Source organism: Halomonas caseinilytica, from assembly GCF_001662305.1.
GTDB lineage: Bacteria > Pseudomonadota > Gammaproteobacteria > Pseudomonadales > Halomonadaceae > Halomonas > Halomonas caseinilytica.
Genome location: NZ_BDEP01000013.1, coordinates 172666 through 198160 on the forward strand (window position 1 = coordinate 172666; position 25495 = coordinate 198160).

The window sequence follows — 25495 nt, forward strand, 5'->3', positions numbered from 1 at the left end:
GCGCAGGCATTGTATTCAGCTCAGCTTGCCGCAGCACTGCTTGAATTTCTTCCCTGAACCACAGGGGCAAGGATCGTTACGCCCAACCTTGGGCCCTTCACGACGGGCCGGACGGCCATCGTTGCCAAGCGCAGGTTCCGGAGACTCCGGCGCCTCGTCTGCGACATCCTCCCGCCGATTGGCAGACGCGGCCTGTTCCCGCTCCAGAGACTCGCGACGCTGACGCTCCAGTTCTTCCACTTCCTCGGGTTGACGCACCTTGACGTGACTGAGGATCCGCGTGACATCGGACTTGATGTTGGTGAGCAGCAACTGGAAGAGCTCGAAGGACTCGCGCTTGTATTCCTGCTTGGGGTTCTTCTGTGCATAACCGCGCAGGTGAATGCCCCGACGCAAGTGGTCCATGGACTGCAGATGTTCCTTCCAGCGAGTATCCAGCACCTGCAGCATGACCTGCTTCTCGAAGCGCCGCATCAGTTCGGGACCGGCGACCGCGACCTTCTCTTCGTAGGCCTCGCGATGCATGGTCTGGAGACGCTCGCGGAGTTGCTCCTCATGGAAGCGCTCGTCGTTCTCGTACCATTCCACCACGGGCGCATCGAGGTTGAACTCGTTCTTGAGATGCGCCTCGAGCCCCGTCAGATCCCACTGCTCCGGCAGGCTCTGGGGTGGCACGAAGCTGGTGATGGCCTCATCCAGCACCTCTTCGCGGATCCCCAGGACATTCTCGGAAACGTCCTCGGCCCCGAGGATGTCGTTGCGCTGCTCGTAAATCACGCGGCGCTGATCGTTGGCCACGTCGTCATACTCGAGCAGTTGCTTGCGGATATCGAAGTTGCGTCCCTCGACCTTCTTCTGGGCTCGCTCGACGGCGTTGGAGACCATCTTGTGCTCGATGGCCTCGCCTTTTTCCAGCCCCATGGCCTGCATGAGCCGCTGCACGCGATCGGAGCCGAACAGACGCATCAGGTTGTCTTCCAAGGACAGGAAGAAGCGGGTCGACCCCGGATCACCCTGCCGGCCGGAACGACCGCGCAGCTGGTTGTCGATGCGCCGTGACTCGTGGCGTTCGGAGCCAATCACATGCAGACCGCCGGCGGCCAGCACCGCCTCGTGGCGCGCCTGCCATTCGCTCTTGATACGCTCGATCTGCGTCTCGTCGGGAGACTCCAGCTTGGCGACCTCGGCTTCCCAGTTGCCCCCCAGCACGATGTCGGTACCACGCCCGGCCATGTTGGTGGCGATGGTGATCGCACCCGGACGCCCCGCCTGGGCAATGATCTCGGCCTCGCTCTGGTGCTGCTTGGCGTTGAGCACGTTGAAATCGAGCCCCGCCTTGCGCATCAACTCGGCCAGGTATTCGGAGGTCTCGATGGAAGCCGTCCCCACCAGGACCGGGCGCCCCTTTTCGGTCTGCTCCTTGACGTCCTCGATGATGGCGTTGAACTTCTCCTCGGCGCTCAGATAGACCAGATCGTTCTGGTCCTTGCGGATCAGCGGACGGTTGGTCGGGATCACCACCACATCGAGCCCGTAGATCTGGCGAAACTCGAAGGCTTCGGTATCGGCGGTGCCGGTCATCCCGGACAGCTTGTCGTAGAGGCGGAAATAGTTCTGGAAGGTCGTCGAGGCCAGCGTCTGGCTCTCGCGTTGCACGGTCACGCCTTCCTTGGCCTCCACGGCCTGGTGCAGCCCTTCCGACCAGCGGCGGCCCGGCATGCTTCGCCCGGTGTGCTCATCGACGATCACCACCTGCCCTTCGTGGACGATATAGTCCACATCACGGTGATACAGGTGGCGGGCACGCAGGGCCGAGTGCATGTGCTGGAGCAGGTTGAGGTTCTGGGCCGCATAGAGCGAGTCCTCGGCGCCGAGCAGGCCCTCGGCGCGCATCAACTCCTCGACCTTGTTATGCCCGCCCTCGGTGAGTTCCACCTGCTTTTGCTTCTCGTCCAGCGTGAAATCACCGCTCTCCGGATCTTCCTCGTCACTGCACGGCGTCAGGCCCGTGGCCAGTCGGTCAACGATCCGATAGAGCTCGGTGTTCTCGTCCACGGCCCCGGAAATGATCAAGGGCGTACGCGCTTCGTCGATCAGGATCGAGTCCACCTCGTCGACGATGGCAAAGTGCAGGTCGCGCTGAACCTTGTCCTCCAGGGAGAAGGCCATGTTGTCGCGCAGATAGTCGAAACCGAACTCGTTGTTGGTTCCGTAGGTGATGTCGCAACCGTAGGCACGGCGCTTCGCTTCCGGGCTCTGACCGGCATAGATGGTCCCAACCGTCAGCCCGAGGCTCTCGTACAGCGGACGCATCCAGTCCGCATCACGGCAGGCCAGATAGTCGTTCACCGTCACCACGTGCACGCCCTTGGCGGGCAGCGCATTGAGATAGACCGCCAGGGTCGCCACCAGGGTCTTGCCCTCGCCGGTCTTCATCTCGGCGATGCGGCCATTGTGCAGGGTGATACCACCGACCATCTGCACATCGAAATGGCGCATGCCCATGACGCGCTTGCTGGCTTCGCGAACCGTGGCAAACGCCTCCGGCAGCAGGGCATCCAGTGTCTCGCCATTGCTCAGCCGCTCGCGAAAGACTTCGGTCCGCGCCTTGAGGGTCGCGTCATCGAGACCCTCGTATTCCGATTCCAGCGCATTGACACGCGTTACGATACGGTTCATGCGCTTGATTTCACGGTCGTTCTTGGAACCGACGACCTTACGTAGCAGGGTGTTGATCATGAAGGGTCCTGTCACTGCATGTGGCATCCGGCCGGCTCTCGGGTCCGGCCGCTTCGTCGCTCATCCCGACAGGAGGGATGGCGGGCCACGGCGCGTCAGGACATCATGGGCCGCGACGGCCCGCAGCGGCTCGCGGCATACCACTGGAAGGGGCTGCCCGACCGGACGACAAGGCGCCATCCGGGACAGCCAGCGGCGCCGCGAGCGGCGCCTTGCCTGGAGTTGCCGGGAGCTGGCACGGATCAGGGCCGGCGCCAGGATGCACATCTGCACGACACGTTCGACAGGACGCCACTCAGCCTGGGCCAGACCCGCCGGCAACAGGCAGCCCACCAGCAACCCGGCCAGCCACCAGCGCGCCGGCGCGCCTCGAGGGCGTCGCGACGGCGCCGAAGGGGCGCGAATGTCCGTGGAAAGAGAGGCCATGCTGTCGAGAAACTCCCGTGCGTGCTAGGCTCTGGCTGTCGTAAGGTCGTCGACATCCGCCCGAGGCGGCGCGGCGACCGAGAATCACGTCAGGGGGATGCCCCGAGAATCAAGCTGATGAGTATAAAGGTTAAGCGGTTCCGAGCACAGCCCATGTCGAGGCTCCTGGAAGGCCGGGGTGAGCTGGGATCATTGATGCGGACGGCACGCTTGATCGAGCGTGCCCAGGAACATCTTCGCGCCCACCTCCCTGCCGAACTCGGAGAGCACCTTTATGTCGGCGGCTTCCGCCAGGGCCGATTGACCTTGATCACGGACCGCGCCACCTGGCTGACGAGACTCCGCTATGAACAGCCGCGACTGTTGAAACGACTCCACGAGCTTGCCGGCTTCGAGGCGGTCAGCGGCTTCGACCTCAAGGTTCGCCCGGTGCGCCCGCCCAAGGCACCGGTACGCCAGACACGCCATCTCCCCGCCCGTGCTGCCGATGAGCTGTCCAGTTGCGCCGCCGACGTCGACGACCCCCGCTTGAAACGCGCCTTGGAGCGCCTCGCCTCACACGCGGAAACCTGACTCCGCCGACATCGTACCGCCATACGAAACCGCCGCCCGGTAAGGGCGGCGGTCAAGGACTGCGCTGCAACGAAACACCGAGACGATGTCAGGCCATGGCGGGCGCCGCATAGGAGATCGGCGCCTTCTGGGCATCGTCTTCGAAAGTGACGATCTCCCAGGCCTGGGGATTGGCGACCAGCGCGCGACACAGCTGATTGTTCAGCGCATGACCAGACTTCACGCCACGGAATTCGCCGATCAGGCTGTGCCCCAGCTGGTAGAGATCACCGATGGCATCCAGAACCTTGTGCTTGACGAACTCATCGTCATAACGCAGCCCGCCTTCGTTCACGATTCGATAATCATCGACCACGATGGCGTTGTCGAGACTGCCACCGAGCGCCAGATTGTTCGAGCGCAGGTGTTCGAGATCGCGCATAAAACCGAAGGTACGAGCGCGGGATACCTCCTTGACGAAGGAGGTCGTGGAGAAGTCGACCGTGGCGGTCTGCTTCTGATCCTCGAACACCGGGTGGTCGAAGTCGATGGCGAAGGAGACCTTGAACCCCTGGTGGGGCAGGAAGATCGCTTCCTTGTCGCCCTCGCGGACCATCACTTCGCGCTTGATGCGGATGAATTTCTTCGGCGCCTCCTGCTCGGCGATGCCCGCCGACTGGATGAGGAACACGAAGGGACCGGCGCTACCATCCATGATCGGCACCTCAGGGGCACTCACATCGACATAGGCATTGTCGATGCCGAGGCCGGCAAGGGCGGACATCAGGTGCTCGACGGTCGCCACCTTGACACCATCCTGCGACAGGGCAGTACACAGGGTCGTGTCCGTGACGTTCTCGGCACGCGCCTGGATCTGGACTTCGGGCTCCAGGTCGGTGCGCACGAAGACTATGCCAGTGTCGACGGGTGCGGGGCGCAGGGTCAGGTAGACCTTCTTGCCGGAATGCAGGCCGACGCCAGTGGCGCGAATGACGTTCTTGAGCGTGCGTTGTCTAATCATGGGCGTTCGCCAGGCAGTCGTTGATTATCAAACACCGTTCACTATAACACCGAACGCACGTTTCAACAAAAATAACATCATCGACCACTGCCTATGCGAACAATAAATCGCGTCAATCGGCCTGGCGCCGCAGGAAGGCCGGAATGTCCAGATAGTCATCCAGCTCCTGGGACTTGCGCGAATCCGACTGCGGCTGCGAGCGCGGAGATTCCTGCGGCTCCGGCTTGGACGCAGCGGCGGTACGGTTCTGATGCGCGCGACTGGCAGCCGCCTGTTGCCGCACGGCAGCCGCATCGCTGCGACGCGTTGCCTCGCGATTCGCCGTCGAAGTCTGACGCTGCTGGCCATCCAGGCCGGCCGCCACCACGGTAACGCGCAGCTCGTCGCTCATCTCCATGTCGATGGAAGTACCGACGACGATGGTCGCATCCTGGGACGCAAATTCCTGAACCGTGGCACCCACGTCGTTGAACTCCCCGATGGAGAGATCCGGACCAGCGGTGATGTTGACCAGAATGCCCCGGGCACCGTGCAGATCGATGTCTTCGAGCAAGGGACTGCGGATGGCCTTCTCGGCCGCCTCGCGAGCGCGGTTCTCGCCAGTCGCGCCCCCCGTGCCCATCATTGCCATGCCCATCTCGGACATCACGGTGCGCACGTCGGCGAAGTCGACGTTGATGATGCCGGGGCTGGTGATCAGCTCGGCGATGCCCTGAACGGCACCGAGCAGGACGTCGTTGGCGGCGCTGAAGGCAGTCAGCAGGCTGGCGCTCTTGCCCAGCACCGACAGCAGCTTCTCGTTGGGAATGGTGATCAGCGAGTCGACATGCTCGGAGAGTTCCTTCATGCCCTCCTCGGCGGCCCGCATCCGCTTGGGCCCTTCGAAGGGGAAGGGACGCGTCACCACCGCGACGGTGAGGATGCCGAGTTCCTTGGCAACCTGCGCTACCACCGGTGCACCACCGGTTCCGGTTCCTCCGCCCATGCCGGCGGTGATGAAGACCATGTCGGCACCACCCAGCAGCTCGGCGATGCGCTCGCGATCCTCCATGGCCGCCTGACGGCCGACCTCGGGGCTGGCACCAGCTCCCAGGCCCTTGGTGATCTCGCTACCGAGCTGGAGAACGGTCTTGGCCGACACGCTCTTCAGTGCTTGAGCATCGGTATTGGCACAGATGAACTCCACGCCTTCGATGCTGCTCTCGACCATGTGGTTGACGGCGTTGCCACCACCGCCACCGACACCGATCACCTTGATAACCGCACTGCTAGAAGGTGCGCTATCCACGAGTTCGAACATTAGCCCCGTCTCCTGGACCGCTCGGGCGGCCCTGTCAGAAATTTCCTTTGAACCAGCTCTTGAGCCTTACCAGCGCCGGAATCCCTTCCTCTGGTCCACGCCGGGAGACGTCTTCCCGTCTCGGTTGCGCCGAGAAGCCACCATCGCGCTCCGGATGGCCGAGTCCCTGACGGGTCTCATTCAGAGCGTAATGTAGCAAACCGACCCCCGTCGAATAAATCGGGTTACGCACCACATCGGCCAGCCCGCGGACATTCTGCGGGCAAGCGATGCGCACCGGCATGTGGAAGATCTCTTCGGCCAACTCGACGACGCCTTCCATGCGTGCCGTGCCTCCGGTCAATACCACACCGGCAGCCACCAGATCCTCGTAACCGCTGCGCCGCAATTCGTCACGCACCAGGGTGAAAAGTTCCTCGTAACGAGGCTCCACCACCTCGGCCAGCGACTGCCGCGACAGATCGCGAGCCGCCCGATCGCCGACGCTGGGCACCTTGATCATTTCGTCGCTGGAAGCCATCTGCGTCAGTGCGCAGGCATACTTGACCTTGATTTCCTCGGCATGCTGGGTCGGCGTGCGCAGCGCCATGGCAATATCGTTGGTCACCTGATCCCCGGCAATGGGAATCACCGCCGTATGACGGATGGCGCCTTCGGTGAATACGGCGATATCGGTCGTTCCCCCTCCGATATCCACCACGCACACGCCGAGCTCACGCTCATCCTCGGTCAGCACGGCATGGCTGGACGCCAGTTGCTCGAGGATGATGGCGTCCACGTCGAGCCCGCAGCGGCGCACGCACTTCTCAATGTTCTGTACCGCGTTGAGCGCCGCGGTGACCAGATGCACCCGCGCCTCGAGACGTACCCCGGACATGCCCAGGGGCTCGCGAATACCGCCCTGGGTATCGATGGCAAACTCCTGGGGCAGCACGTGCAAGACGCGCTGCCCCTCGGAAATGGCCCGCGCACGGGCCGAATCGATGACGCGATCGATGTCGGAAGAGGCGACTTCTCGCTCCTTGATCGCCACCACACCGTCGGAATTCATCGAGCTGATATGGCTCCCGGCGATTCCCACGTACACGGAATGAATATCGCAACCGGCCATGAGCTCGGCCTCTTCCACGGCGCGCTGAATCGACTGCACCGTGGACTCGATGTTGATCACCACCCCTTTCTTCATTCCTCGAGAGGGGTGGGAGCCGATACCGGCGATTTCAATTCCGCCATCGTCCGTGGGCTGCCCCACGATCGCCACGACCTTGGATGTTCCGATATCCAGCCCGACTACCATATTGGACACATTGGAAGGACCTGCCATGAGCCGGGAATTCTCCTCGAGCCAGACCCGCTAGGGGAAATGCATGTTTGTCACGAAAAATCTGGACTAATTATAGGAACAACTTACGCCGTTCCACCAGCCCGTAACCGAAAAACGTGTCTTAACGATACGGTTATTTTCGCATTAAAGGAATCCCCCCAGGCCACGTCGGGCGGACAATTCGGCAATTCGATCGGTTAGCCTTCCGCTTTCGAATCGCTTTCGACGGGTTCCGTTTCACCATGCCAGGCAACGGCGACACCATTGGGATAACGAAGATCGATGTAGCGAATGTGCGACGCCCATTCACCCAGCTCTCGACGCCAGGCAGCCTCGAAGCGCTCCAGGCGCCCAGAGCGATGATTACGTCCCAGCATCACCCAGACACCGTCATCCAACTGGAAGCGCCAGGCCCCCCTCGCCTCAAGCCGCAACTGGCGTACGTCGAGCCCTTGGTCGGCAAAACGCGACACCAGTTGATCATGATAAGCCAGCACCTCAGGGCCGCTGCCTTCAGGGCCGGACAGATCCGGCAATCCCTCCGGCGGCGTCACGGGGGCGAAGGAGAAAGGTTCGCCTTGCGCATTCAGCAACCGATCATCGTTCCAGCGCGCTACCGGCACCTGCTCTTCCAGTTCGAAACGCAGGGCATTGGGCCACTCGCGATGCACCCTCACCTCGCGCAACCAACCAATATCCCTGGCTCGCTCCCGCAAGGTATCGATATCCACCGACAACCAGGTCTGTCCCTGGACGAGCGGCGCCAGGCGATCCCGCAGGTAATCAGCACTGACATGGTGCAACTCGCCTCCGATGGAGACGCGCTCGATGGGACGATCCAGCCAGAGCCAAAGGGCTCGCCCTCCGGCGCCGAGCAAGAGCATCAGCAGCACAATACCGATGAGGGAGGAACGACGCGCCATATCAGTCGCACCGACCAGCGGTATCGAGGATACGCAAGACCAGCGCATCGAAGTCAATGCCGGCGTGAGCCGCGGCCTGGGGCACCAGGCTGTGATCCGTCATGCCCGGCACGGTATTGACCTCGAGCAACCAGAAACGCCCTTGCTCGTCGCGCATGACATCGACGCGCCCCCAGCCCTGGCAGCCAATGGCCTCGAAGGCCGCACGACAGAGCTCGGCCAGCCTTCGCTCTTCCGTTTCGGACAGACCGCACGGCAAGTGGTAAAGCGTTTCGTCGGACAGGTATTTGGCTTCGTAATCATAGAAGCCACCCGGCACTTCCACGCGGATCGCCGGCAATTCCTCGTCGCCGATCAGCGACACCGTATATTCCTCGCCTTGAATGAAACGCTCGGCCATGACCCGCGTGTCATAACGCGCCGCATCCCGGTAGGCCGACGCCAGGGTTTCGGCGCTATCGACAATGGTGATGCCCAGGGTCGAGCCTTCGTGTACGGGCTTGACGATCAGCGGCAACCCGAGACGTTCCACCACGGCCTGCCAATCGGCGTCGGCCTTCAGCATCACGCATTCTGGGGTCGGCAGCCCCAGGGCCTGCCAGATCAGCTTGGTGCGCTGCTTGTCCATACCCAGCGCCGATGCCAGCACGCCGCTGCCAGTATAGGGAATGCCCAGCAATTCCAGGGCGCCCTGCAGCGTTCCGTCCTCACCGCCCCGACCATGCAAGGCAATGAACACCCGATCCGGCGCCAGCGCCTCGAGTCCCGTCAATCCTCCTTCGGCCGGATCAAAGCCGATCGGCGCCACGCCGCTGCGCTCGAGCGCTCCCAGCACCGCCTCGCCGCTTTTCAGTGACACCTCACGTTCGGCGGAATCCCCACCGTAGAGCACCACCACCCGTCCATGGTCGACCGTCATAGATTCACCTCGTCAAGTACCAGCCTGGCATCGGAAAGCTGCTGGGAGATCCCGCCCACATCACCGGCGCCCTGGGTGATCAGGATATCACCGGGGCACAATACCTTGGCCAGCAGCTCCGGCAGCTCGCTCTTGTCCTGCACGAAGATCGGATCGACCTCGCCGCGCTGCCGAATGGAGCCTGCCAGGGTACGGCCATCGGCTCCCAGCAGCGGCGACTCGCCGGCACTGTAGACATCCAGCAGCAGCAGCGTATCGACTCCCGCCAGCACGCGCACGAAATCCTCGAACAGGTCACGGGTGCGCGAATAGCGATGCGGCTGATAGACCATCACCAGACGACGCTCGGGCCAACCGTCGCGGACCGCCTTGATCACCATCTCCACTTCCCGGGGATGATGGCCGTAATCGTCCACCAGCATGACCTCGCCCTCGCCTCGTGGCGCAGCGAAATGGCCATGCACCTGGAAACGACGCCCGACGCCGGCAAAGCTCTCCAGGCCGCGCAGAATGGCCGCGTCATCGACTCCCGCGTCACTGGCCACCGCGATGGCGGCCAGGGCGTTCAGGGCGTTGTGCTCGCCGGGCATGGCCAGGCGTACCGCAAGCGGCGCCAGGCCATCGGGACGGCGTGCGGTGAAGCTCACCTCGCCCCCATTCTGCTTGAAATCCTCGAGCCGATAATCGGCATCCTCGCTGAACCCGTAGGTGACGAACTGGCGATTGACCCGCTCGATCAACCCGCGCACGTTGGCATCATCGATGCAAAGTACCGCCAGCCCATAGAAGGGCAAGTTGTGCAGGAACTCGATGAAGGTTTGCTTGAGTCGCTCGAAATCGCCGCCGTAGGTCGCCATATGGTCGGCATCGATGTTGGTGACGATGGCGACCATGGGTTGCAGGTGCAGGAAGGAGGCATCCGATTCGTCGGCTTCGGCCACCAGGTAGTCGCCCTCGCCCAGGCGCGCATTGACACCGGCGCTGGTCAGGCGACCGCCGATCACGAAGGTCGGATCGAGTCCGCCTTCACCGAGCAGGGTCGCGGTCAGGCTGGTCGTGGTCGTCTTGCCATGGGTACCGGCCACGGCGATACCATGGCGAAAGCGCATCAACTCGGCGAGCATCTCGGCCCGACGCACCACCGGTATGCGATTCTCCTGTGCCCAGCGAATCTCGGGGTTGGTGTCGTCGACCGCTGTCGAGACCACCACCACATCGGCCTCCCGGGCGTTTTCCTCGGCATGGCCGATGGCAACCGCAATGCCGCATTCTCGCAGGCGTGCCACCACCGGCGAGAGCTTGAGGTCACTGCCACTGACCGCATATCCCTGATTGGCCAGCACTTCGGCGATGCCGCACATGCCGGCTCCGCCGATACCGACAAAGTGAATACGCCGGATGCGGCGCATCCCCAACCCTCGACCATGACGGGGCAGGGTCGACTGACCGGGGACCTGCCCTAGGCTGTCATCACTCAAAACCTGTCTCCATGCAGCCGGCCGCCAGGCGTTCCATGGCATCGAGGCGTGCGCAGCGCCGAGCCTGTGACGCCATGGCGGCCAATGTATCGGGATCCAGCAGCGTCGCCAGCCGTTCGGCCAGCGCCGCCGCACTCATTTCATCCTGGGGCATCAGCGAGGCAGCCCCCTCCTCCACCAGTGCCGACGCATTGGCCGTCTGATGATCATCCACCGCATGCGGATACGGTACGAACAATGCCGGCTTGGCAGCCGCCGCCAGCTCCGCCACCGTCAGGGCGCCGGCACGACACACCACCAGATCGGCCCAATCGTAGGCCTGTGCCATGTCGTCGATGAAGTCCGACACCCGCGCCTCGATGGCATACTCGGCATAGCCTGCTCGGGTCGGTTCATCCTTGTCACGGCCCGCCTGGTGATACACCTCGGGGCGACGCTCGGCCGAGAGCTGCGACAGAGCCTCGGGAAGCCGCTCGTTCAGCGCCTTGGCCCCCAGCGACCCTCCCACCACCAGCAGGCGCAAAGGGCGTTCGCGCATCGCGGCGGCCTCTCGTGGCTGCTCGCCGAGTGCCGCGATGTCGTTCCTGACCGGATTGCCGACCACCTCGCCACGCCCAGGAAAGGCTTGGGGAAAGGCCGCGAAGGTCCGTCTGGCCAGGCGCGACAGCACACGGTTGGTCAAGCCGGCGACCGCATTCTGCTCATGAATCACCAGAGGGCGACGGCCGAGCCAGGCGGCCAACCCACCCGGGCCACTGGCAAAGCCACCAAGGCCCACCACCAGTTGCGGGTCGAAATCCCGCATGACCTGACGGGCCTGGCAGATCGCCCTCGCCAGCCGCCAGGGCGCGGCCAACCACCCGGTCACGCCATTGCCCCGCAAGCCGCTCACGGCAATGCGGTGCAGGGGAATGCCGGCCTCCGGCACCAGACGGTTCTCGATCCCCTTCGGGCTGCCCAGCCACTGAACCTCGACGCCCCGCTCGCCGAGTGCACGAGCCAGCGACAGGGCGGGTATCACATGCCCGCCGGTGCCTCCGGCCATGATCAACACTCGGCGGGTCTGGTCGTCACTCATGATCGGGCCTCGCTCGTCCTCGGTGCGGTGGGCTGCTCGCGACGTCTGGCCTGCCGCGTTTCAATGTCCGTTCGCAGCAGCATGCCGACCATCACCGCACTGATGACCAGGCTGGATCCCCCATAGCTGAGCAGCGGTAACGTCAATCCCTTGGTCGGCAGCATGCCGGTGCTCACCGCAATGTTGATGAACGCCTGAGCGCCTATCACCAGGGCAATGCCATAGCAGAGATAGGCGGCAAAGGGGCGCTTGGCCAGTTCGGCACGACGCCCCACCGCCATGGCACGCCACACCAGCAAGGCGAACAGGCCGATCACGGCGATGGCCCCCACCATGCCCAGCTCCTCGGCCAGCACGGCGAACACGAAGTCTGTGTGAGCCTCGGGAAGATAGAAGAGCTTCTGCACACTGTTGCCGAGCCCGGTACCGAACCATTCTCCTCGACCGAAGGCGATCAACGCCTGGGTGAGCTGATAACCACTGGCAAACTGGTCGGCCCAAGGATCAACGAAGCTGGTCAGGCGTGCCATGCGATAGGGTTCGGCGATGGCCAACACGGTACCCAGCGCTGCCACCAGCAGCATCAACAGCAGGAAACGCCCCCAGGGCGCCCCTGCCATCAGCAACATGCCCATGACGCAGCCTGTCATGACCACCACCGCGCCATAATCCGGCTCGAGGATCAGCAGAATCCCGATGACCGCCATCACCATCAGCGGCCGCAGGAAAGCCCCCCACTGACGACGTACCTGGGGCAGAAAGCGCTCCAGATACCCCGCCAGGTAGACGATCAAGCAGAGTTTGGCGATTTCGGAGGCCTGCAGGTTCAGGGGGATGCCGGGCACCGATAGCCAACGCCGGCTGCCATTGACCTCGCGGCCCACCACCAGCACCAGGGCCAGCATGGCCAGGCCGACGAGCAGCAGCAAGGGGCCATTGGCCTTCCACCAGGCAAGCGGTATGCGCAGGACCACCAGCGCGATCCCCATGGACACGAGCACAAAGACGCCATGCCGGATGCTGAAATACCAAGGGTTGCCGGTAAGGCTGGTAGCGACCTCCGTGGACGCGGAGGTGACCATGACCCAGCCGATCAGCAACAGCGACAAGGTGGCCACCAGCAACCAGCCATCGCAGATATGATCCCGGGTCGACAGTTCTTCACGCAAACGGGAAAGACGCCTCATGTTGCCTCCTTGCTCAAGCGTCGCTCGACGGCCTGCCGGAAAGCCTCGCCACGTGCCTGGTAACCCGGAAATTGATCGAGACTGGCGCAGGCCGGCGAGAGCAGCACGCAATCGCCGGGCGCCGCGATCTCGCGGGCCCGCTCCATGGCAGCCGCCAGGTCCTCGACCCGCTGCAAGGGCAGAGCTTCCTCGAGCGCGGCCTCGAGCTGATCCGCATCGCGCCCGAAGAGGATCGCCGCTCGCCCGTATCGACGAAGAGGATCGGCCAGCGGCGTGAAATCGGCCCCCTTGCCGACACCGCCTGCCAGCAGGATCACGCGCCCTTCCAGAGTCGGCCCGATGCCGGCGATGGCGGCCAGGGTCGCTCCGACATTGGTACCTTTGGAATCATTGATCCAGCGCACGCCATCGACATCAGCGATCCATTCGCAACGATGCGGCAACCCACCGAAGCGTTCCAGCACCCTGACCATGTCGGCCATCGGCAGCCCGAGACGATGCCCCATGGCCAGGGCCGCCAAGGCATTGGCCTGATGATGAAGCCCTTGCAGCCGCAAGGCATCGGCAGGCATCAGGGGCATGTCGCCATGCATCAGCCAGGTACGCGATCCATTGCCGTCATCGTGAGGCGCGATTCCCCATTCCCCGGGGCCGGGCGCATGGGTAGAAAAACGATCGAGTGCCGGCAGCGGGTTCGCCGGCCAGGTCTGCGGATCTTCGGCATTGACCACACCATGCGCGGCACCGCGAAAGATACCGAGCTTGGCGGCGCGGTAGCCAGCCATGTCGCCATGGCGGTCCAGATGATCCTCCGAGAGATTGAGAAAGGCTGCCGTTGCAGCGCCGAGCCGGGGGGTGGTCTCGAGCTGGAAGCTCGACAGCTCCAGCACATAGAGCTCGGCATCGGGAACCTCGGCCAGCAGATCCAGAGCGGCGGTACCCAGATTGCCACCTACCGCCACTCGCCAGCCCGCCTCGGCCGCCATCTCGCTCAACAAGGTCGTGACCGTGGACTTTGCATTGGCACCGGTAATGGCCGCGACGGGGGAACGACAGGCACGCGTGAACAGGGCCATCTCCCCTACCACCATTGGGTCACCGGATTCACCGGCCAGCCCTTTCAGCGCCTCCAGCTCGGGCAGATGCGGATCCACCCCGGGGCTGACCACCACCTCCCGAGCCTCGCGCATGTCGAGATCGGCCAGCGAGCCGCAATGCACCTCGATGTTCGGATGCGCTTCCCTGAAGGCATCGAGCCCCGGCGGTGCATCGCGGGTATCGGCCACCATGCAGGGCCGGCCCAGGCGCTCCAGGTGACGACAGATGGCGCGCCCCGATATACCGAGCCCGACCACCAGCGTGACTCCCTTGGGCACCTTGACCATGAACGGCTCCTCGCATGGACGACGACTTCCGGTTCCGCGCGGGAACCTCAACGAATCTTCAGCGTGGCCAGCCCCAGCAGCACCAGCACGACCGTGATGATCCAGAAACGCACGATGACTCGTGGTTCCGGCCATCCCTTCAGCTCATAGTGGTGGTGCAGCGGCGCCATGCGGAAGATGCGACGGCCGGTCAGCTTGTAGGACCCAACCTGCAGGATCACCGACACGGTTTCCATGACGAAGATACCGCCCATGATGAACAGCACGATCTCCTGGCGCACGATGACCGCCACGACACCGAGTGCCGCGCCCAGCGCCAGGGCCCCCACATCGCCCATGAAGACCTGGGCCGGATAGGTGTTGAACCACAGAAAGCCCAGGCCAGCGCCGGCAATAGTGGCGCAGAACACCGCCAGCTCGCCCGCCCCGGGGATCATCGGGATCTGGAGATACTCGGCGAACACCGCGTTGCCGCTGGCATAGGCGAACACCGCAAGCCCCATGGCCACCAGCACGGTAGGCATGATCGCCAGCCCATCGAGGCCGTCGGTGAGGTTCACGGCATTGGAGCTGCCGACGATCACCAGATAGCTGAGCAGGATGTAGAAGATGCCCAGCGGGAACACGAACTCCTTGAACAGCGGCACGATCAGGCTCGTTTCCACCGGCGAGGCGGCGGTGACATAGAGGATGAACGCGGCTGCCAGGCCGATCACCGACTGCCAGAAGTACTTCCAACGGGCCGGCAGGCCACGCGGGTTCTTCTCCACCACCTTGCGGTAGTCGTCGACCCAGCCGATGGCCCCGAAGCCCAGGGTCACCGCCAGCACGACCCAGACATAGTGGTTGGTGAGATCGCCCCACAGCAGGGTGCTGACGGCGATGGCCATGAGGATCATGGCCCCGCCCATGGTTGGCGTCCCGGCCTTGGATAGATGGGACTGCGGGCCGTCATCGCGCACGGCCTGGCCGATCTGGCGCTCCACCAGCCGGCGAATGACCACCGGCCCCAACCAGAGGCAAAGGATCAGGGCCGTCAGAGTCCCCAGGATCATCCGCAGGGTCAGATAGTTGAATACGTTGAAGGCGCTCTGAAATTGCGCCAGAAAGTCAGCCAGAAAAAGCAGCATGTAATGCGTTACCTTGATGCATCCGAGCGCAGCGCGGTCACCACGTGTTCCATTCCGGCACTGCGCGATCCCTTGACCAGTACGCTGGCCCCTGGCGGCAGATGGTGGAGAACATGGCGCGTCAGCGCCTCTCTGTCGTCAAAATGGCACCCTCCTTCACCGAAGGCACGGCTGGCCGGCCGCGCCGCCTCACCGAGAGTGCCGAGAAAATCGATGCCCAATGCCCGCGCGTGGCGTCCGACTTCAGCGTGCCAATGCGCGGACATCTCGCCAAGCTCACCCATGGCGCCCAGCAGACACCAACGGGGCGCCGGCAGCGTCACCAGGGTATCCAGCGCCGCCTTCACGGCACCAGGATTGGCATTGTAGGTGTCATCCAGCAGGCGTGCGCCATCGCGTCCGGCGAACACACCGAGCCGGCCGGCCACCGGTTCGACCTCTTCCAGCCCGGCCAGCACCTCCGCCGGGTCGGCTCGCAGGGCCAGGGCCGCTGCCGCCGCTGCCAGGGCGTTGGCCACATTGTGGCGCCCCATCAGCGACAATTGTATCCGTCCCAGCTCGCGGCCATCGAAAGATAGCGTGAAAGCATAGCGCCCGAACTCATCGCAGACCAGTGTCTCGGCACGCAGACGCCCCGCTCCCTCCAGTCCGAAGTCGAGCACCTCGCGTGGTGCCGCCTGGCTTGCCCAGAACCGGAAGTAGCGGTCATCACGATTGAGCACCGCCACGCCGTCCGCCGACAATCCGCTCAGTATCTCGCCCTTGGCCTGGGCAATGCGGCCCATGCCGCCGAACTCGCCGACATGGGCGCCGGTCACGTTGGTGATCACCGCGACGTCGGGCATCGCCAGCGAAGCCGTCCAGGCGATCTCCCCCAGATGGTTGGCGCCCAGCTCCACCACGGCCTGGCGGTGCTCGTCAGCCAACTCGAGCAGCGTCATGGGCGCACCGAAATCGTTGTTGAGATTGCCGCGGGTGGCCAGGGTCGCTCCGGATCGCGACAGGATGGTCGCCAGCATCTGCTTGACGGTGGTCTTGCCGCTGTTGCCGGTCACGGCCACCAGCGGGCCGCCCCAGGCGCGACGGCGCTCGCGTCCCAGAAGCCCGAGCGCCAACCGAGTATCGGCAACTTCAAGTTGCGGCAGTGGATCATCCTGACGCCGCTCCACCAGCGCCGCCGCCGCCCCGGCCTCGCGCGCCTGAGCAATGAAGTCATGGGCATCGAAACGCTCGCCGATGAGTGCCACGAACAGGCCGCCCGGCCCCAGCCGGCGCGTATCGGTCGTGATCGCCGTCAGCTCGACATCGTTTTCCGGCGGCCGCTCACCCAAGGCTCGAGCCACCGCGCCGAGAGAAGCCAAACCAACGCCGCTCACGGGCCACCCTCCCCATGTCGCGCGGCCAGGGCGGCCCGAGCCTCGTCGAGATCGGAGAAGGGATGACGCACGCCCTCGATTTCCTGATAGGTCTCATGGCCCTTGCCGGCAATCAGGATCACATCCTCGACATCAGCCTCGGCGATCGTCGCACGGATGGCCACCGCGCGACCGGCTTCGATACGAGCCGACCGGCGCGCCGGCTCGCTCAGGCCGGCAAGAATCTGCTCACGGATAGCGGCCGCCGGCTCGCTTCGCGGGTTGTCGTCGGTAATCACCGGCACGTCCGCATGCCGCTCGGCGGCGGCAGCCATCAAGGGCCGCTTGCCGGCGTCCCGATCGCCGCCACAGCCGAACAGGCACCACAGGCGGCCTTGCTCCGGCAAGTGCGCCCTCAACCCCTGAAGGGCATTTTCCAGTGCATCCGGCGTATGGGCATAGTCGACCACCACCGTCGGCCCTCGGGTATCCTCGATCACCTGCATCCGCCCCGGCACCGGTGACAGATCGGCGGCAGCGCTGAACAGTGCCTCGAGATCCTCGCCCAGCCCGTACAGGGTCGCGATGGCCAGCAGCACATTGGTGAGGTTGAAAACGCCCATGAGGGGGATTTCCAGCACCCGTTCGCCATCCGGCGTGGCGATGACGGCGCGCTGCCCTTGCGACAGGGGCTCGATGCCCACTACCCGCAGCGTGACCGCCTTGTCATCGCCAACCGCCAGGACGCGCACGCCTTCGGGCAAGCCGGCCAGCATCAAGCGGGTCAGGGGATCATCGCCATTGACCACCGCCAGCCGCAACTCGGGACGCTGGAACAGGCGGGCCTTGGCCGCCGCATAGGCCGCCATGCCACCGTGGTAGTCGAGATGATCGCGGCTCAGGTTGGTAAAGACAGCCGCCGCCACTCGGCATCCCGACAGGCGATCTTGCTCCAAGGCATGAGATGAAGCCTCCATGGCCACACGCTCGACACCGTCGGACGCCAGCTCACCGAGCGCCGATTGCAGGGCCAGCGGCCCCGGCGTGGTCAACCGACCTTCGCGAAGCGCACCGGGCCGCCCATGCCCCAGGGTACCTACCATGCCCGCATCGCGCCCCAAAAGCCGACTCAGTTCAGCGATGTAGTGCGTCACCGAGCTCTTGCCGTTGGTACCGGTTACCCCGATCAGTTCCAGTGATGCCGGTACCTCGAACAGCGACCGCCCCAGCTCGCCGAGCCCTCCTGCCAGCCCCTCCAGCTGGATCACTCGGGCATCGGAGGACGGTGACGCATCTGGTTCGGCATGTGCCAGTACCGCTGCGGCACCCGTCGCCAGAGCCTGGTCGATGAAATCGCGACCATCGACGCTTACCCCGGGCACTGCCACGAACACATCGCCCTCGGCCAGCTCCCGGCTATCCAGACAAAGCGCGACGTTACCGGCAAGCTGCAACGCCTCGAGCGCGGCGGCACCTTCCGGCCACTGGCGAGCCAATGCGGTCATCAGTCGCGATGCATTCACGTGCATGCCAGCCTCTCGTGGGTCGGGATGGAAGAATCAAGCATCATCGTCCTGGCTCGGTCGGTCAGGGGGAACATCCAGCATGCGCAGGGCGCTACCCGCTACACGGGAAAAGACCGGCGCGGCGATGGCCCCACCATAATAGGAATCCCCGCGCGGATGGTCGATCATCACCACGGCGATGATACGCGGGTCGGAGACCGGCGCGATGCCGACGAACAAGGAGCGATAGGCGCTCTGCTGATATCCCCCGCTGCCGGTCTTGCGCACCGTGCCCGTCTTGCCCGCCACACTGTAGCCCGGGACCAGCGCACGACGCGCCCCGGTACCGGGCGCCACCACCTCGTCCATCATGCCGAGCACGCGATCGGCAACAGCGGGATCGATGACCGGCTCGCCCTCGGGCACCTTGGACAGGCGCAACAATGACGGGGGCAACCGTCGACCATTGTTGGCGATGGCCGTATAGGCACTGGCCAGTTGCAACGCCGACACCGACAAGCCATAGCCATAGGAAAGCGCCGCCCATTGGCTGCTGGACCAGACCTGAGGTGACGGCACACTGCCCGTGGCCTCGCCGGGGAAGCCGGTTCCCGGGGCACGATCAAAGCCAAGCGCCCGATAACGCTGGGGCACCACCGGCTCGTCGAGCTGCAGGGTCAACTTTGACATGCCGATATTGGAAGACTTGCGCAGAATACCTGCCAGGCTCAACTTGCCGTTGTTGGAGACGTCCCGGATGGTGTAGCCATCGATCACCAGCCAGCCCGGCGAGGTATCGATGACGGTATCGGGCGGAAACTTGCCGGTTTCCAGCAACGCCGACATGGCCAGCGGCTTCATCACCGATCCCGGTTCGAAGACATCGACGATGGCCTGATTGCGCAAGCCCTCCGGATCGAGCCCGGCACGATTGTTCGGGTTGTAGGACGGCTGGTTGGCCATCGCCAGCACTTCACCGGTGTCGGCATCCAGCATCACCAGGGTGCCACCGTCGGCATCGTTCTCGTCGACTGCCGCCTTGAGTTCCCGATAAGCCATGTACTGCAGGCTCTGGTCGATGGACAACGTCAGATCGCCCCCTGGCTGGGCCTCTTTGAGCACTTCCAGATCACGCACCAGGCGACCACGCCGATCCTTGAGCACCCGTCGCTTGCCCGGCACCCCGGCAAGATAGGGCTGGTAGGCCAGTTCGAGGCCTTCCTGGCCGTGATCGTCGATATTGGTCACGCCGAGCAACTGGGCCGTCACCTCGCCGGCCGGATAATAACGCTTGTACTCCCGTCGCGCGTGCACGCCGGGAACATGGAGGTCGAGCACCTTCTGGGCCTCGCCCGGCGTCATGCGGCGACGCAGGTACATGAATTCTCGATCGGCATAGCGCTCGATGCGCGCATCGAGCGCATCGAGATCCTGGCCGAGGGCCTGGGCAAGCCTCAGGCGTTGAATACCGTCGTCGGGCAAGTCCTGCGGATTGGCCCACAGGGTCACGACGGGCGTCGAGATGGCCAGCGGGTCACCGTGGCGGTCGGTGATCATGCCGCGGTGCGCGGGAATTTCGTCGACGCGCAGGGTCCGGGCATCGCCCTGGCCCTGCAGGAAGGAGTGATCGAACACATGCAGATCGACGATGCGCCCCACCAGCAACCCCAGCCCGACGAGCACCAGCGTCATCATCACGATATAGCGAGCCCGCCCCATCGGCGCCATGGGGGAAGGACGGCGCGGCGTGACACCGTTCGACGCGTCTCGGCTCATGGACGGATCACCTCCACTTCATCGACATCCGGCAGGCGCATCTCCAGACGCTCCGAGGCTAGCCGCTCGATTCGCGACGGCGAGGACCAGGCGCTCTCCTCGAGCAACAACTGCCCCCACTCGGTCTGCAGCTGTTGCTGCTCGCTCTCGAGTTGCTGCAGGCGCACGTAGCGTTCGCGGATCTCGTGGCTGGTGGCGATCACTGCCAATGCCGACACCAGGCATAACCCCACCAGCACTCCGTTGAGCAACAGCTTGAAGGTCGGGCGCGGGCGGGGCACCGGCCAGCCGAAGCCCGGCGTCGTGGTCTTGGAGGCATTGCGTCCCTGTGCCATGTCACTCCTTTCAATAGCGTTTGCGTGCCGCGCGCATCACGGCGCTACGGGCACGGGGATTGTCCTCGACCTCTTCACGGGCAGGACGTCGCGCCTTGCCGAGCGCCTCCAGACGACGCTGGATCTGGTCATCGCGCAGCGGGATCCCGCGCGGCAAGTGAGTATCGCCGCGGACGTGGTCGCGGATGAAGCGCTTGACACGGCGATCCTCCAACGAATGGAAACTGATCACCACCAGATGACCGCCCGGCGCCAAGGCTTCAAGCGCCGCCTCCAGAGCCAGGTCGAGCTGTTCGAGCTCGCCATTGACCTGGATGCGCAATGCCTGGAAGGCGCGGGTCGCCGGATGCTTGCCTTTCTCCCAGGCAGGATGCGCGGCCTTGATCACCTCAGCGAGATCCGCGGTGCGAGTGAAGGCACGCTCGCCCCGTCGCGCCACGATGGCCCGCGCCAGGCGACGCGCGAAACGCTCCTCGCCGTATGTCTTGAACACCCGGGCGATCTCGTCCTCGGCAGCGCGGGCAATCCAGTCCGCGGCACTCTCGCCGTGCTCGGGGTCCATGCGCATGTCCAGCGGGCCATCACGCAGGAAGCTGAAGCCTCGTTTCGGGTCATCGAGCTGCGGCGAGGAAACGCCGACATCGAGCAGGATGCCATCGAGCTTGCCATGCAGGCCATGCGCCTCGGCATAGGTCCCGAGACGGGCGAAATCGCCGCGCTCGATCGAAAACCGCGAATCCTCGATGGCGGCGGCCTCCTCGATGGCCTGAGGATCCCGATCGATGGCGAGCAGGCGGCCCTGCGGTGAAAGCCGCTCCAGGATGGCGCGGGAGTGACCGCCCCGCCCGAAGGTGCCATCCAGGTAGCACCCCGACGGGTCGTGAATCAGGGTCTCGACCGCGCCATCGAGCAACACGCTGGCATGGCGAAATCCGCGAGGGGGCTGTTCGGAGGCGGGTGACGACATGCGGCTCTCGTGGCAACTTGGGAGGGACCGTGCGCGACGGCTTCATCATGAACGATAGCGGAATTCGGGGGAGTCGGCCGATAAGCCGGGTTCTGTCGGGGACAGTCATTCGTCTAGGAACGTCGTCACCGCCGTTCTCAAGCAACCTACCCGAACCCAGCGCGGGCCACGCCATCGGGTTCCTATTTGGTCTTGCTCCGAGTGGGGTTTACCGTGCCACGCACTGTTGCCAGGCGCGCGGTGCGCTCTTACCGCACCCTTTCACCCTTACCGGTCTCTCGAAAGAGACGTAGGCGGTCTACTCTCTGCTGCACTTTCCGTCGGCTCGCGCCGCCCAGGCGTTACCTGGCACTCTGCCCTGTGGAGCCCGGACTTTCCTCCCCCGACCGCCGAAACGGCGACCGGCGGCGACTGTCTGGCCAACTCCCGAGCGCAAGCATACCAGTGCCACGACACCCCCTCAATCCCCGTCCTTGAGCCGCTGTGCCCGGGCATACCAGCTTTTCCTGGCACCACCCAGCAAGCGCGCGGCCACACCGGCCGCCTGCTTGACGCCGACCCCTTCGGACAACAACGACGTCAACAGCGCATCGGCCTCGACCGAGACCACCTCGCCGACCGAGCGTGGCGCGGCACCTTCCACCATCACCACGAATTCACCGCGCGCCTGATCGGGATCCGCCTCCAATCGAGCCATCAAGGTAGCGGCACTGCCATCGAGGAAGGTTTCGAACGTCTTGGTCAATTCCCGGGCCAGTACCAGGCGACGCTCGCCGAAGACCGTCGCGAGATCGGCAAGCGTGGCACCGATACGGTGCGGCGATTCATAGAACACCAGGCTTTCCTCATGCTCGACCAATGCCTCCAGGCGGGCCCGACGGGCGCCCCCCTTGGCCGGCAAGAAGCCGTTGAACAGGAAGCGATCGGTGGCCAGGCCGGCCGCCGAGAGCGCCGCCACCAAAGCGCACGCTCCCGGCACCGGCACCACGCGACGCCCACGGGCCCGCAACTCCCGCACTAACACGAACCCCGGATCGCTGATCAGAGGTGTACCGGCATCGCTGACCAGGGCAACGTCCTCACCGGTGGCCAGGCGTGCATCGATATACTCGACCCGGGCTGACTCGTTATGCTCGTGCAAGGACACCAGGGCCGGCGCAATGCCCAGATGCCGCAAGAGACGTGACGTATGCCGGGTATCTTCCGCGGCCACCAGTCCCACCTCCCCCAACAGTCGGGCGGCACGAGGGCTGAGGTCCTCCAGATTCCCAATCGGCGTGGCGACCACGTACAATGAACCTGCAATCGCGTCTGACATTTCGGCCCCCTGGGATGCTTTCCGGAACAATGGGACAAGGAAGGATCGATGAAGATTTCGTCTCGCGGCCCCCTGGCCGCCGCGCTTCTGGCGCTACTCCTGGCCGGCTGCGGCATGCAGCCGAGCATGACCCAACGCCAACCGGCAGAAGACCCGGACAAGCTGCTACAGGCAGCCGAGCAGCAAGAACCGGCACAAGCCGCTCGCTCCCGACTGGAGGCCGCGGACATCCTAGCACGCCAGGGGCGCGGCCCCCAGGCACTGGAAATCGCCAGCAATCTCGATGACCGGCAACTGCCGGTCGAGCAGCGACGCCGTTGGGCCTTGCTGCTTTCCGAGCTGGGCGAGTCCCAGGGAGACCCGCGCGCCGTGGTGCAGGCCGGCCAGCTGCTCAAGGACGATACGCCGCCCCGCGAGCAGGCCGACCTGCTGCTGGAACGGCTCGGCCGCGCCCTGGGTGAACTCGACAAGCCGCTGCCTGCCGCCGCCGCTTTGCTGCGTCTGCAGGCCGCCAACGACAGTGAAGAGCTCAATGATCCGATCTGGGCCCAGCTCTCCCGCCTGCCCGCCGGCGCCCTCGGCAAGCTGCGCAGCAGCCAGGAGCCCGATACCCGGGCCTGGCTGGCGCTGACCGATCTGGTTCGCGACAATAGCGGTGACATCGAGCGCCTGTTCCAGCGACTCGACGACTGGCGCAACCAGCATCCGGAGCATCCCGCCGCACGCCGCCTGCCATCCAAGGTTCTGGCGCTGCGGGATCTGCGCGGTCGCGAGATTCGTCATGTCGCCGTCTTCCTGCCCGAGGGCGGGCCGCTGGCCGGCGTGGCCGATGCCATCAAGCAGGGCATGCGCGCCCACCACCTCAACGAAGTCAACGACGGAGCCAGCGGTTCCCGACTGAGTTTCATCGACTCCACCGAGGGCGATCTCGACGCGCTCTACCGTGAAGCGCGCAACCGTGGCGCCCAGGCCGTGATCGGCCCGCTCGACAAGGACCTGGTCAGTCGCCTCGAGCAACGCGAGCAGGTCCCATTGCCCACCCTGGCCCTCAACTACGGCACCGCCGCGCACAACCAGGCCGAAGGCCTCTTCCAGTACGGGCTTTCCGCCGAGAACGAAGCACGCCAGGTGGCCCGCCGCGGCCGGGTGGACGGCCTGCGCCGCGCCGCCGTGATGGTCCCCGACAACGATTGGGGACGCCGGGTCGGCGAGGCCTTCCGGGACACCTGGCTCGCCAATGGCGGCGAGATCACCCGCACCGAGCGCTACAACCCGGGGCGTCCGGCCACCGAGAGTACCCGCCGGGCCGTCAGCTCCCCTCGGCCGGACATGCTCTTTTTGCTGGCACTTCCGGAATACGCGCGCCAGGTTCCGCCTACCCTTGACTATTATTCCGCCTCGGAGCTGCCGGTCTACGCCACCTCCCATCTCTACGAGGGGCGTCCCCAGCCGCGCCTGGACAAGGACCTCGATGGCGTTCGCTTCGTCGACATCCCCTGGCAGATTCCGGATGCCGCCGTGGGCGGCGAGGATGCCCTGCCTTTCCTCGACAGCTATCACCAGCTCCGCGAGGAATCCGATCCCTCGCTGTTCCGGCTGATGGCCATGGGCGTGGATGCCTACGAGCTGACCCGACGCCTGCCTCAATTCCAGGCCATTCCGGGCAGCGAACTGTTCGGCGCCACCGGTACCCTGAACGTGGCCGATGATGGCCGCATCCAGCGCCAATTGCCCTGGGCACGCTTCAGCGACGGCGTTCCCCAGCCGGTGATCGCGCCGATACGCCTCGACAATGCCTTGCCCTGACGCCCGCGCCCGGGGCGCTCATGTCGAGCGCCTCGCCGCCGACTGGCTGGTGGCCCGGGGGCTCGTCCTCGAGGCCACCAACCAGCATGCCAAGGGCGGCGAGCTCGACCTGATCATGCGCGATGGCGATACCCTGGTATTCGTGGAGGTTCGACATCGCGCCGACACCCGTCACGGCCATCCGCTGGAAACCATCACCACTACCAAGCGTCGCAGACTGATAAAGGCGGCGCGTTTTTATCTCCAGCGCAACCGGCTATCATGTGCTTGCCGCTTCGATGTGCTGGCCGTGACCGGCACGCCCCCCGAACTCGAGTTCGAATGGGTGGCAGGCGCCTTCGAAGCGTTTTGACCCAAGGACCAGGAAGCCAAGATGGATTTCCAGACCCGCATTCTCGGACACTTCAACGCCAGCATCGACACCAAGACCTACGCCAGCGAGGTGCTGCCGCCCTTCATCGAGGTCGCCAGCCAGATGATGGTTCAGGCCTTGGTCAACGAAGGGAAGATTCTGGCCTGCGGCAACGGCGGTAGCGCCGGCGACAGCCAGCACTTCTCGTCGGAGCTGCTCAATCGCTTCGAACGGGAGCGCCCCAGCCTGCCCGCCCTGGCCTTGACCACCGACACGTCGACCCTGACTTCCATCGCCAACGATTACAGCTACAACGATGTCTACTCCAAGCAGGTACGCGCACTGGGGCAGCCCGGCGATGTACTGCTGGCCATTTCCACCAGCGGCAACTCCGGCAATGTCATCCAGGCCATCCAGGCCGCCCACGATCGCGAAATGACAGTGGTGGCGCTGACCGGTCGCGATGGCGGCAACATGGCTTCCTTGCTGGGCCAGGATGACTGCGAGATACGTGTCCCGGCCACTTCCACCGCACGCATCCAGGAGGTTCACCTGCTGGTGATCCACTGCCTGTGCGACCTGATCGATGAACAACTCTTTGGCGCAAGCGAGTGACCCC

22 protein-coding genes and 1 other RNA gene are annotated in these 25495 nt (G+C 64.7%); 4 read left to right on the plus strand and 19 right to left on the minus strand.

Annotated elements, in window-relative coordinates:
• Positions 1–15 precede the first annotated feature (15 nt).
• Together secA and A9O65_RS07350 are read right to left on the minus strand one after the other, a co-directional pair.
• Complete coding sequence (gene secA / locus A9O65_RS07345) at positions 16–2739, minus strand: preprotein translocase subunit SecA (RefSeq protein WP_064701769.1); 2724 nt, start codon at positions 2737–2739, stop codon at positions 16–18.
• Positions 2740–2799: 60 nt separating this feature from the next.
• Complete coding sequence (locus A9O65_RS07350; protein ID WP_064698804.1) at positions 2800–3165, minus strand: hypothetical protein; 366 nt, start codon at positions 3163–3165, stop codon at positions 2800–2802.
• A 153-nt stretch (positions 3166–3318) separates the two neighbouring features.
• Between A9O65_RS07350 and A9O65_RS07355 the strand changes: the two genes are divergently transcribed.
• Entirely contained in the window at positions 3319–3738 is a 420-nt protein-coding gene (locus tag A9O65_RS07355; RefSeq protein WP_082919948.1) for a DUF721 domain-containing protein, read from the plus strand.
• A gap of 88 nt (positions 3739–3826) precedes the next feature.
• Here A9O65_RS07355 and lpxC read toward each other — a convergent pair whose 3' ends face one another.
• The 17 genes from lpxC to rsmI all read right to left on the minus strand — a co-directional run bounded on the left by lpxC (position 3827) and on the right by rsmI (position 22718).
• Positions 3827–4738, minus strand: coding sequence for a UDP-3-O-acyl-N-acetylglucosamine deacetylase (gene lpxC / locus A9O65_RS07360; RefSeq protein ID WP_064698806.1), 912 nt, complete (start codon positions 4736–4738; stop codon positions 3827–3829).
• A 112-nt stretch (positions 4739–4850) separates the two neighbouring features.
• Positions 4851–6038: a cell division protein FtsZ gene (gene ftsZ, locus A9O65_RS07365; RefSeq protein WP_064698807.1), complete on the minus strand. Its 1188-nt coding sequence runs from the start codon at positions 6036–6038 to the stop codon at positions 4851–4853.
• Between the two features lie 34 nt (positions 6039–6072).
• The gene (gene ftsA / locus A9O65_RS07370) at positions 6073–7362 is read right to left on the minus strand and encodes a cell division protein FtsA (protein ID WP_064698808.1); all 1290 of its coding nucleotides are present in this window, start codon (positions 7360–7362) and stop codon (positions 6073–6075) included.
• A gap of 197 nt (positions 7363–7559) precedes the next feature.
• The gene (locus tag A9O65_RS07375) at positions 7560–8285 is read right to left on the minus strand and encodes a cell division protein FtsQ/DivIB (RefSeq protein WP_064701770.1); all 726 of its coding nucleotides are present in this window, start codon (positions 8283–8285) and stop codon (positions 7560–7562) included.
• Position 8286: 1 nt separating this feature from the next.
• Positions 8287–9204: a D-alanine--D-alanine ligase gene (locus A9O65_RS07380; protein ID WP_064698810.1), complete on the minus strand. Its 918-nt coding sequence runs from the start codon at positions 9202–9204 to the stop codon at positions 8287–8289.
• Positions 9201–10613: a UDP-N-acetylmuramate--L-alanine ligase gene (murC, locus tag A9O65_RS07385; protein WP_064701771.1), complete on the minus strand. Its 1413-nt coding sequence runs from the start codon at positions 10611–10613 to the stop codon at positions 9201–9203. The genes A9O65_RS07380 and murC overlap by 4 nt, the downstream gene beginning before the upstream one ends.
• Positions 10614–10674: 61 nt before the next feature.
• Positions 10675–11760, minus strand: coding sequence for an undecaprenyldiphospho-muramoylpentapeptide beta-N-acetylglucosaminyltransferase (murG, locus tag A9O65_RS07390; protein WP_064698812.1), 1086 nt, complete (start codon positions 11758–11760; stop codon positions 10675–10677).
• The gene (ftsW, locus tag A9O65_RS07395; protein ID WP_064698813.1) at positions 11757–12947 is read right to left on the minus strand and encodes a putative lipid II flippase FtsW; all 1191 of its coding nucleotides are present in this window, start codon (positions 12945–12947) and stop codon (positions 11757–11759) included. Before ftsW ends, murG begins: the two co-directional genes overlap by 4 nt.
• On the minus strand, positions 12944–14332 hold the full coding sequence (murD, locus tag A9O65_RS07400; protein WP_064701772.1) for a UDP-N-acetylmuramoyl-L-alanine--D-glutamate ligase: 1389 nt from the start codon (positions 14330–14332) through the stop codon (positions 12944–12946). Before murD ends, ftsW begins: the two co-directional genes overlap by 4 nt.
• Positions 14333–14379: 47 nt before the next feature.
• Positions 14380–15462: a phospho-N-acetylmuramoyl-pentapeptide-transferase gene (gene mraY, locus A9O65_RS07405; protein ID WP_064698815.1), complete on the minus strand. Its 1083-nt coding sequence runs from the start codon at positions 15460–15462 to the stop codon at positions 14380–14382.
• Positions 15463–15470: 8 nt separating this feature from the next.
• A complete protein-coding gene (locus tag A9O65_RS07410) occupies positions 15471–16838 on the minus strand; it encodes a UDP-N-acetylmuramoyl-tripeptide--D-alanyl-D-alanine ligase (protein ID WP_064698816.1) in 1368 nt (455 codons plus the stop codon).
• Positions 16835–18346, minus strand: a complete 1512-nt coding sequence (locus tag A9O65_RS07415; RefSeq protein WP_064701773.1) for a UDP-N-acetylmuramoyl-L-alanyl-D-glutamate--2,6-diaminopimelate ligase — start codon at positions 18344–18346, stop codon at positions 16835–16837. The genes A9O65_RS07410 and A9O65_RS07415 overlap by 4 nt, the downstream gene beginning before the upstream one ends.
• Before the next feature lie 30 nt (positions 18347–18376).
• Positions 18377–20098 carry a peptidoglycan D,D-transpeptidase FtsI family protein gene (locus A9O65_RS07420; RefSeq protein ID WP_064698818.1) on the minus strand — a complete coding sequence of 574 codons (1722 nt, stop codon included), beginning with the start codon at positions 20096–20098 and terminating at the stop codon, positions 18377–18379.
• Positions 20095–20433, minus strand: a complete 339-nt coding sequence (gene ftsL, locus A9O65_RS07425; RefSeq protein WP_064698819.1) for a cell division protein FtsL — start codon at positions 20431–20433, stop codon at positions 20095–20097. The genes A9O65_RS07420 and ftsL overlap by 4 nt, the downstream gene beginning before the upstream one ends.
• 10 nt (positions 20434–20443) lie before the next feature.
• Positions 20444–21400: a 16S rRNA (cytosine(1402)-N(4))-methyltransferase RsmH gene (gene rsmH / locus A9O65_RS07430; RefSeq protein WP_064698820.1), complete on the minus strand. Its 957-nt coding sequence runs from the start codon at positions 21398–21400 to the stop codon at positions 20444–20446.
• Between the two features lie 65 nt (positions 21401–21465).
• Positions 21466–21827, minus strand: an RNA gene (gene rnpB / locus A9O65_RS07435) — RNase P RNA component class A.
• Positions 21828–21860: 33 nt separating this feature from the next.
• Positions 21861–22718: a 16S rRNA (cytidine(1402)-2'-O)-methyltransferase gene (gene rsmI, locus A9O65_RS07440; RefSeq protein ID WP_064698821.1), complete on the minus strand. Its 858-nt coding sequence runs from the start codon at positions 22716–22718 to the stop codon at positions 21861–21863.
• A 48-nt stretch (positions 22719–22766) separates the two neighbouring features.
• Between rsmI and A9O65_RS07445 the strand changes: the two genes are divergently transcribed.
• The 3 genes from A9O65_RS07445 to A9O65_RS07455 are packed head-to-tail and all read left to right on the plus strand — an operon-like array spanning position 22767 to position 25491.
• Positions 22767–24524, plus strand: a complete 1758-nt coding sequence (locus A9O65_RS07445; RefSeq protein WP_064698822.1) for a penicillin-binding protein activator — start codon at positions 22767–22769, stop codon at positions 24522–24524.
• Positions 24511–24876 (plus strand): YraN family protein, encoded by a 366-nt coding sequence (locus A9O65_RS07450; RefSeq protein WP_064698823.1) that lies wholly within the window; start codon positions 24511–24513, stop codon positions 24874–24876. The genes A9O65_RS07445 and A9O65_RS07450 overlap by 14 nt, the downstream gene beginning before the upstream one ends.
• 21 nt (positions 24877–24897) lie before the next feature.
• Entirely contained in the window at positions 24898–25491 is a 594-nt protein-coding gene (locus tag A9O65_RS07455) for a phosphoheptose isomerase (protein ID WP_013331705.1), read from the plus strand.
• Positions 25492–25495: the final 4 nt, after the last annotated feature.